At 44.1% G+C, this 9006-nt stretch carries 5 protein-coding genes; 4 read left to right on the forward strand and 1 reads right to left on the reverse strand.

Annotated features, from left to right (window positions below):
* Positions 1-201: 201 nt before the first annotated feature.
* The 3 genes from VIP81_RS24935 (at position 202) to VIP81_RS24945 (ending at position 6186) form a co-directional block, all read left to right on the forward strand.
* Positions 202-792 (forward strand): DUF445 domain-containing protein, encoded by a 591-nt coding sequence (locus tag VIP81_RS24935; protein ID WP_331967709.1) that lies wholly within the window; start codon positions 202-204, stop codon positions 790-792.
* 177 nt (positions 793-969) lie between these two features.
* Positions 970-3543 (forward strand): TonB-dependent receptor domain-containing protein, encoded by a 2574-nt coding sequence (locus VIP81_RS24940; RefSeq protein WP_331967712.1) that lies wholly within the window; start codon positions 970-972, stop codon positions 3541-3543.
* Positions 3544-3711: 168 nt separating this feature from the next.
* On the forward strand, positions 3712-6186 hold the full coding sequence (locus VIP81_RS24945) for a TonB-dependent receptor domain-containing protein (RefSeq protein WP_331967715.1): 2475 nt from the start codon (positions 3712-3714) through the stop codon (positions 6184-6186).
* Positions 6187-6394: 208 nt separating this feature from the next.
* Here the strand turns inward: VIP81_RS24945 and VIP81_RS24950 are convergent, their stop codons facing one another.
* Positions 6395-7048: a protein-L-isoaspartate(D-aspartate) O-methyltransferase gene (locus VIP81_RS24950; RefSeq protein ID WP_331967717.1), complete on the reverse strand. Its 654-nt coding sequence runs from the start codon at positions 7046-7048 to the stop codon at positions 6395-6397.
* Positions 7049-7172: 124 nt separating this feature from the next.
* On the opposite strand from VIP81_RS24950, the gene VIP81_RS24955 reads away from it, so the two are divergent.
* Positions 7173-8897 carry a phospho-sugar mutase gene (locus tag VIP81_RS24955; protein ID WP_331967720.1) on the forward strand — a complete coding sequence of 575 codons (1725 nt, stop codon included), beginning with the start codon at positions 7173-7175 and terminating at the stop codon, positions 8895-8897.
* Positions 8898-9006 lie beyond the last annotated feature (109 nt).

Genomic DNA, 9006 nt, shown 5'->3' on the forward strand with positions numbered 1-9006 from the left:
AAACAGTATTTCAATCTCCCCTGACAAAATCCTCTTCCAATAAACCGCCAATAAAATAAAAGCTGGCAAGCAATAACATTTTATTATCCCCAACGGCTTCAATCGTTCCTTCAAATTTATCAGGAGCTGCTCGTTTTTTAATTACTTGTTTTGCGTCATGATTTTCTACATTTGTACGAACCTGAAAATTAATAACACATAATGATTTTTTTCCTTCCCCTCATCGCTGCTGTCATTGGCTGGCTAATTAACAGCCTCGCTGTAACCCTGCTTTTCCGTCCTTACAAACCCGTAAAACTGGGCTTCCTCACGCTTCAGGGCTTGTTTCCTAAAAGACAGGCACAACTGGCCAATAGTCTCGGTGCATTGGTAGGCAAACAATTATTTTCTTTTGAAGATATTAAAACCAAACTCACAGATCCGCAGAAGATCAAAAATATTATTCCTTTAGTAGAAGCCCATCTCGATACATTTCTACGGGAAAAGCTGCCGAAAGCCATGCCGGTACTTTCCATGTTCATCGGCGATAGTATTGTGAACCAGATCAAAACCCACCTGGTAGCAGAACTCGACACACTCTTTCCTTTATTGATCAGCCAATACCTAGATAACGTACAACAGGACCTGGATCTGGAAAAAATAGTGTCCCAAAAAATTGCAGGCATCTCCGCAGATAAGCTGGAAGCTATTACTCATGAGGTACTGCAAAAAGAGCTGCAAAGCTTCAAAATGCTGGGCGCCATCAGCGGGCTAATCACTGGATTAATTTGCCTGGGCATCACCCTGTTATAACCTTTATATACCTACTGAAAGACAACTCTGTTAACTACTGTTAAGACCTCTTAGCGGTCGTTTTTGCGATTTCCTGCGGACAATCATTCCGCTCATCACAATCTCAAACCATTCATACCTGGACCCCGATACATTTGTCCTTATCTGAGAAGATAGTCCGGATAAAAACCGATAAGGATGAAAAAATGCTATGCAGTCATTGCTGGTATACTTTTGTGGCAGATAAACGCCTTTGCACAGGCGCCTAAAGCAACAGCCCCCCAGCAGGGACAAGGACAACAGGGAAGACCAAATATGCCGCAGATTGGCCACTTGTACGGAAAACTGGTGGATGCCAAAACCGGAAAACCAATCGAATACGGCTCTGTTACCGTACTTAAACAACGGGACTCCTCCCTGGTGACGGGTATGCTCTCCAAGTCAAATGGCGATTTCAGCCTGGAAAACCTTCCCTTTGGCCCATTGATTCTGCGTATTAATTTCATGGGCTACACCAGCATGCAGAAGAAAGTGATGATCACTGGCCAAACAATGGAGCAAGACCTTGGCAACATAAAACTGGCGCAGAATGTAAAAACACTGCAAAGCGTGGAAGTCACCGGCCAAAAGAGCGCTTTTGCTATGGGCATCGATAAAAAAGTATTTAACGTAGACAGAAACCTCAGCAGCGTAGGCGGTACCGCACAGGATGTACTGAAAAGTGTACCCTCTGTAAACGTTGACCTGGATGGGAATGTCACCGTACGTAATGCTTCTCCCAATATTTTTGTAGATGGCAAACCTTCTACCCTTACACTGGATCAGATTCCGGCAGATGCTATTGAAAGTATTGAACTCGTCACTAATCCATCTGCAAAATATGACGCAGAAGGAATGTCGGGCATACTGAATATTGTGTTGAAGAAAAACCGTAAAGCCGGCTTCAATGGTGCAGTGAATATAGGCGCCGGTACAGGCAACAAATACAACGGCGGCGGTAACATCAATATACGCCAGGGAAAATTCAATATATTTGCCAACTATAACATCAACTCCAATCACAACTGGGCAGATGGTACCACCAGTCGCAGCAACTATAGCAACGGCGTAAAAACAGATACCAACTATCTCTTCCAGAACAGCAACAGCACCAGTAAACCACTGTTTCAGTTCGGACGTTTCGGATTGGATTATATGCTCGATAACCGCAACACCATCTCCATCGGACAAAATATCGTAGCAGGTGATTTCAAAAACAATGAAGATCTGTTGAGTACTTTCTCCGATAAAAATCGCGCCATTACCGGCAAGAGCGATCGTTTGAATACTAACAACTTCAACTTCCGGAACTACACAACTACACTGAGTTTCAAGCATACCTTTGCACAGCCCAACAAAGAATGGACGGCAGATATCAACTATAATAAAAGTTCCAATAACCGCAACGGCGACTACCTCACCCAGGCACAAAATGCAATGGGCGTACCCATCGGACAAGCGCTGCTGCAAAACAATACCACTTCCGGCAAAACAACTTTCATGACTTTCCAAACGGATTATACCAATCCCATCGGAAAAAATGGCAAGCTGGAACTGGGCGCCAAAGCCACTTTACGCGATTATACCAGCTTGTATAATGTATATGATAAAGACACCATCACCGGTCTGTTTATCAACAACCCGCTGTTGTCCAACAACTATAAATACAACGAAGAAATATATGCCGGCTACGCCAATTTTGCCAACACCATCGGCAACTTCGGCTACCAGGCAGGCTTGCGCGTAGAACAATATGTATATGCCGGAGAAAACGAAGGCACTAAATACAAACCTACCAAAGCAGTACCAGGACTATATCCCAGCTTATTCCTGTCGGAGAAATTAAAAAACGACCAGGAACTGCAACTGAACTATTCCCGCCGTGTAAACAGACCTAATTTCTTTCAGCTGATTCCGTACCGCGATTACAGCGATCCCCAAAATCAACGCGAAGGGAATCCGAATCTGAAACCAGAATATACCAACAGCTTTGAGTTTTCCTATGTAAAAAACTGGGGCAATAATAACTTCCTCGGTAGCGTCTACTTCAGGAATACCAATAACATGATCTCCACCATCAGCACTCCAATAGGCGCAGATACACTGTTAACACAGTACATCAATGCCAACAGAAGTAACTCTTATGGTGCAGAACTGACCATGAAAAATCAGATCCTGAAAGGATGGGATCTTACCAGCAACGTGAACCTGTATCAAACAGATATGAAGGTGAATGCCAATGGTCAGAATTTTGATAACAACGGATTTAGCTGGTTCGCAAAAGTAAATTCAGAAACAAAGTTACCGGCCAACTTTACCGTACAGGTAAATGCCACTTATCAGGCACCTACTATTGCGCTGCCTTCCTCTGGCGGTGGTGGTGGTGGCCGCGGCGGTGGTGGTGGCGGTGGAGGATTCAACCAGATTCCTTCGTCTGCACAAGGTACTATCAAAGGCTTCAGCACTGTTGACGTAGCAGTGAAAAAAGATTTCCTTAAAAACAAAGCCGCTTCATTGACACTCAGTTTATCGGATATTTTCAACACCCGTCAATACGAATTAAATCAGGAATCGCCCAGCTTCGCACAGGATTATATCCGCAAACGCGAATCCCGTATACTGAAACTTAACTTTAGTTATCGCTTCGGTAAATTCGATGCCTCTTTATTTAAAAAGAAAAAGAAAGATCAGGGAAGTGACTCGCAAATGGGTGATCCTATGCAGAGCTTCTAAACATACTAAAGAAGGTGAATGCAAACCACAGGCCGGTTAGTAGTGCTACAGCACTGCTGCCGGCCATGTTTTTTTAGCTACCACTCATCATATTTCGTTAATGTTTACGCTTACGCCGATTACTTTTATGGTGTTGTTGTATCATTTATAAAGTTGCTAAATCCACGCATGCGAAGTTTTCTATCACTCATGTTCGTGCTGTTTGTTATGTCGTATAACGTCAACGCACAAACGACAATTCCGACAGTCCTGAAAGTCACAGGCAAAGTAGCAGATATTGCTACCGGAAAACCTATTGAATACGCCTCTGTAGTACTGCTCAAACAGGCAGACTCTACAATGGTGACCGGTGCTTATACTACGCCCACCGGTACTTTCTCTCTCAATAATATTATTCCTGGTATATACATTTTACGTATCACCTTCATGGGTTACGAAAAACTGGAAAAAGCCATCCGTGTAGTAGAAGGAAAAAATACACTTGCAGGCACCCTGCGCCTGCAGTCGGCCGGTAAAGTATTGAATGCAGTAGAAATCAAAGCAGAAAAACCTGCGTTCTCCATGCAAATAGACCGGCAGGTATTTGATGCCGGCAATATGATCAATGCAGAAGGAGGCACGGGAACGGATATACTAAAAAATATTCCCAGCGTAGACGTAGACATCGATGATAACATTACCCTCAGAGGCAAAAGCGTGACCATTTATGTAGATGGCAAACCTTCTCCTTTCGGAGACGCTAAAACTGCGCTGCAAATGATTCCTGCTGAAAGCATCGACCGCGTTGAAGTGATCAATAATCCCTCTGCCAAATTTGAAGCAAACGGCAGCGGCGGTATTATCAACATCGTCCTGAAAAAAGACAAAGCCATTGGTTATAACGTGATGTTCAATGCAGGTGGCGCCACCCGCGGCGAAGCCAACGCAAGCGTGAATGCCAGTCTGCGTATGAAACGCTTTAACTTCTTTGGTAACTACAACACGCGCTATGAACACGTTACCGGCAGTGGCCTCAGCTCCCGCCAAAACCTGGTGGCAGACAGCAGCAACACCTCCTTCTTTACACAGTCCAGTAAAAACGTTAACAACAATGGTAATAACGGCGCACGATTTGGCTTCGACTACTTTATGGATGATCATAACACATTTACGATCTCCCAGGGATTAAATTTCAACAGAAGCGATAATGAGGACAACATCTTCCTCAATTACATGGATGACAAGAAAGAAACATTACGCTTCGGAGAACGGAGAAACAATAGTAATAACCATAACAATAATAATAACACCAATCTTAACTACAAGCATACCTTCGGGAAAGAAAACCAGGAGCTGACTGCTTATGTTAGTTATAGTGGTAACAAAAGCAATAGCAACAGCAGCTACAACACCCAATACCAATACAAAAGCGTAGATACGCTGCCTAATGCGGATAAACAAAGCAATACCAGCAGCAATGGCAACCGCTTCTGGAATCTGCAATCGGATTATACTTCTCCCTTCGGGAAAAAAGGTAAACTGGAAGCAGGCGTGAAAGCCACCCTACGGCATATCGACAATAACTACATCGCATCCCTCTACGATTGGGCGGAGGAAGATTACGAGGTAAGTCCTACGCTGTCTAATAAGTATAATTATGAAGAAGACATTTACGGCGGCTACCTCAATTTTGCAAACGCCATTGGCAACCTCGGTTACCAGGTAGGGGTGCGTGCAGAACAATCTTATCTCAAAGGCTACTCATTTACCAGGGATACCACCGTGGATAATCGCTTCTTTAACCTGTTCCCCAGCGTATTCCTGAAGTATAATATGCCTAAGAATCAGAACCAAAGCCTGGTATTCAACTACTCTACCCGTATAGACCGGCCCAATTTTGATCAGCTGCTGCCGTATATCAATAACTCCGATCCGCAAAATATCCGGACCGGTAACCCGGAACTGCAGCCTGCCCTGTCTCATAAGTTTGAAGTCAGCTACTCCGTGTATTATCCTAAAACAAATAATTACCTGAGCACCAGCACCTACTATGCGCAAACCAACGATAACATTGACCGCATCAGTACCCTCGATACCATTTCCGGCGTTACCACCACCAAACCTATGAACCTGGCTACCCAGCAGAACATCGGCGGTAATGTGTCCTATAGCTTAAACCTGACCAAATGGTGGAAAGTATGGGCCAACCTGAACCTGGAATATAATAAGCTGACCAGTGTTAGCATCAATAACGAAAACTTCAGCTACGGCTTAAACGGCAATACCCAATTTCGTATACCCGGCAGGTTTAGTGTGGAACTGGGCGGCCATTTCCGCTCACCAAGGATCCAGCCGCAGGGAACCTTCAAAGCAATGAACGGTATAGATCTGGGTATCCGTAAGGAATTCATGAAAACAAAAGCCCTGGTCGTTGCCCTCAATATTTCAGACTTGCTGAACACACAGCAATTCAACTCGCACTACGAAACGGCCACCTTTATACAGGACTACGATCGTAAAAGAGCCACCCGGTTTATTCGCCTGAATGTGCGGTACCGCTTTGGCAAAATGGATCCTAACCTGTTCAAGAAAAAGAAACCACAAACCGAAGACGAGGAAAAAAAGGAAGAAGATAAACCAAAAGAAGGCACAGGCAGGCTTTAACGCGGATTTTTGTCTTTGCTCAGGATTATACTGATTTAGATGATTTTCAGGATTATATTTTTTGGATTAAAAGATGAGGGGAGATATAAGCGGATAAAATTTTTTCGCTTATATCTCCCCTCATCTTTTAAAAATCTATACAATCAAAAAGTAAAATCCTGAAAATCATCTAAATCAGTATAATCCTGAGCAAAGACGAAAATCCGCGCTATTTCTTCCCTGCCAGCATAGGCACAAAAGAAAAATTGTCGAACAGCTCCTGCTCATTCTCGGTGTCGCTGACTTTGGTAATCCGCAACATACGCTGAATATCCTGTCCGCCTACCGGAATTACCATTTTGCCCCCTATCTTCATCTGCTGCAGCAGTTTTTCCGGAATATGTGGCGCCGCCGCCGTCACCAGCACCTTATCAAAAGGGGCATAGGTAGATAACCCCTCATAACCATCTCCATAAAATAAACGGAGATTGGGATACTGGGACTTAAAAGGAAACGATTTTAACTGATCAAACAGTTTACGCTGCCGTTCTATGCTAAAAACGTTGGCTTTCAGTTCCGCGAGCACACAAGCCTGGTAGCCGCTGCCGGTTCCTATTTCCAACACTTTCTCATAGGGTTTGATTTCCAGCAACTGGCTCTGATAAGCCACTGTATAAGGCTGTGATATCGTTTGTCCTTCCCCGATAGGAAAGGCCCTGTCGTCGTAAGCTATACTCTCGAAAGCCGTGTCAAGGAAAAAATGCCGGGGAATATTGCCGATAGCTGCCAGCACATTTTCATCTGTAATACCTTTTTGACGGATACTATCAACTAACTGTTTACGTAATCCTTTTTGTTTATAAGTATCTTCATACCGCCTCATGGCCGCAAAATTAACCATTACGGACGATTTTCAATGTATTTTAGAATCTGTAATTTCCAACATTCGTTTTTTTATTTTTACTTTACAATCCATTTTAGCACTCACGGCTTACAAAAAAAGAACCATGGATATAAATATTCAAAACAAAGTATCGCAATGGCTCAACGGGAATTATGACGCTGAAACCGTTGCCACACTGAAAAAAATGCAGGAAGGTAACCCCGATGAACTCAACGATGCCTTTTACCGCAACCTCGAATTTGGCACCGGAGGCCTCCGGGGAATTATGGGTGTAGGTACCAACCGCATGAATAAATATACCCTTGGCATGGCTACCCAGGGTTTTGCCAATTACCTGAAAAAAACCTTTACCGGAGAAATTAAGGTGGCTATTGCCCATGATAGCCGCAACAATGCCCGCTTCTTTGCGGAAACTGTTGCCAACGTTTTTGCTGCCAACGATATCAAAGTATTTCTTTTTGAAAGCCTCCGCCCTACCCCGGAACTGTCTTTCACTATCCGTCACCTGCAATGCCATGGCGGGGTAGTACTCACAGCCTCCCATAATCCGAAAGAATATAATGGGTACAAGGCTTATTGGAATGATGGCGCACAACTGGTACCCCCTCATGATAGTAATGTAATCCGTGAAGTAGAAAATATTACTTCGCCGGATGAAGTGAAGTGGACCGGCGGCGAATCCAATATCACCCTCATCGGCAAAGAAGTGGATGAAGCTTATCAGAAAGAACTGGTTGGCCTGTCTGTCAACCCGGACATCATCCGCCAGCAACATGATCTTAAAATAGTATATACGCCTATCCATGGTACCGGCATCACCCAGGTACCTGCTGTACTGCAACAGTATGGCTTTACCAACGTAAACATCGTACAGGAACAGGCTACCCCGGATGGCAACTTCCCTACGGTGGTATATCCAAACCCTGAAGAGTCTGAAGCCATGAACCTGGGCCTCAAAAAGGCAAAGGAACTGGATGCCGACATCCTGCTGGGTACCGATCCCGACGCGGATCGTGTAGGCATTGCCGTGAAAGACCTGAAAGGCGAATGGATCCTGCTGAATGGTAACCAAACCGGTGTGCTGTTATTCAACTACATCGTAGAGGCCCGCAAACGCAATGGCCTCTCCAAACCAAACGATTATATCGCCAAAACAGTAGTTACCTCCGATCTGATCGACGTATTTGCTGCCAAAAACAATATCACCTGCTATAATGTACTTACCGGCTTTAAGTGGATCGCTGACCTGATCCGCCGTAAAGAACCACAGGAAAACTTTATCTGTGGCGGAGAAGAATCATATGGATATATGATCGGCAACAATATTCGTGATAAAGATGCCATCTCCTCCGTAGCCATGATCTGTGAAATGGCCGCCGTTGCACGCAACCATGGCAAAACTTTGTTCGAAGAACTGATCGACATCTACGTACGTTATGGCTATTATAAAGAAAGCCTGATCTCCATTACCAAAAAAGGAATGAGAGGCGCAGAAGAAATTGCTGAAATGATGCGTGGATACCGCGAAAATCCGCCGGTAACCATCAACGGTTCCCCGGTAGTAACGCTGTACGACTACCAATTACAACAGATCAGGGATATCAAATCAGGTGAAATAAAAGCACTGGATCTGCCCAAATCTAACGTACTGCAGTTTTTACTGGCCGATGGCAGCAAAATATCTGCCCGTCCTTCCGGTACAGAACCAAAGATTAAATTCTACTTCAGTGTAAATGCCCCTCTGAACAGTGCGGCAGATTATGATAAAGTAACCGCTGAACTGGATCAGAAAATAAACGGTATTATCCAGGATATGCACCTGAAATAAGAGAATTACGAATTACGAATTACGAATTACGGATTTGTGGGTAGATGGCCATATTCCGCTACCCGTAATTCGTAATTCATAATTCGTAATTCCAATGAAAAAACCACTG

The organism is Chitinophaga sp. (genome assembly GCF_036566945.1).
In the GTDB taxonomy this organism is placed as follows: domain Bacteria; phylum Bacteroidota; class Bacteroidia; order Chitinophagales; family Chitinophagaceae; genus Chitinophaga.

Excerpts from the sequence above, each read along its gene's own strand:
- VIP81_RS24935 (WP_331967709.1), top strand. The coding sequence starts at position 202 with ATGATTTTTTTCCTTCCCCTCATCGCTGCTGTCATTGGCTGGCTAATT.
- VIP81_RS24940 (WP_331967712.1), top strand. The coding sequence starts at position 970 with ATGAAAAAATGCTATGCAGTCATTGCTGGTATACTTTTGTGGCAGATA.
- VIP81_RS24945 (WP_331967715.1), top strand. The coding sequence starts at position 3,712 with ATGCGAAGTTTTCTATCACTCATGTTCGTGCTGTTTGTTATGTCGTAT.
- VIP81_RS24950 (WP_331967717.1), bottom strand. The coding sequence starts at position 7,048 with ATGAGGCGGTATGAAGATACTTATAAACAAAAAGGATTACGTAAACAG.
- VIP81_RS24955 (WP_331967720.1), top strand. The coding sequence starts at position 7,173 with ATGGATATAAATATTCAAAACAAAGTATCGCAATGGCTCAACGGGAAT.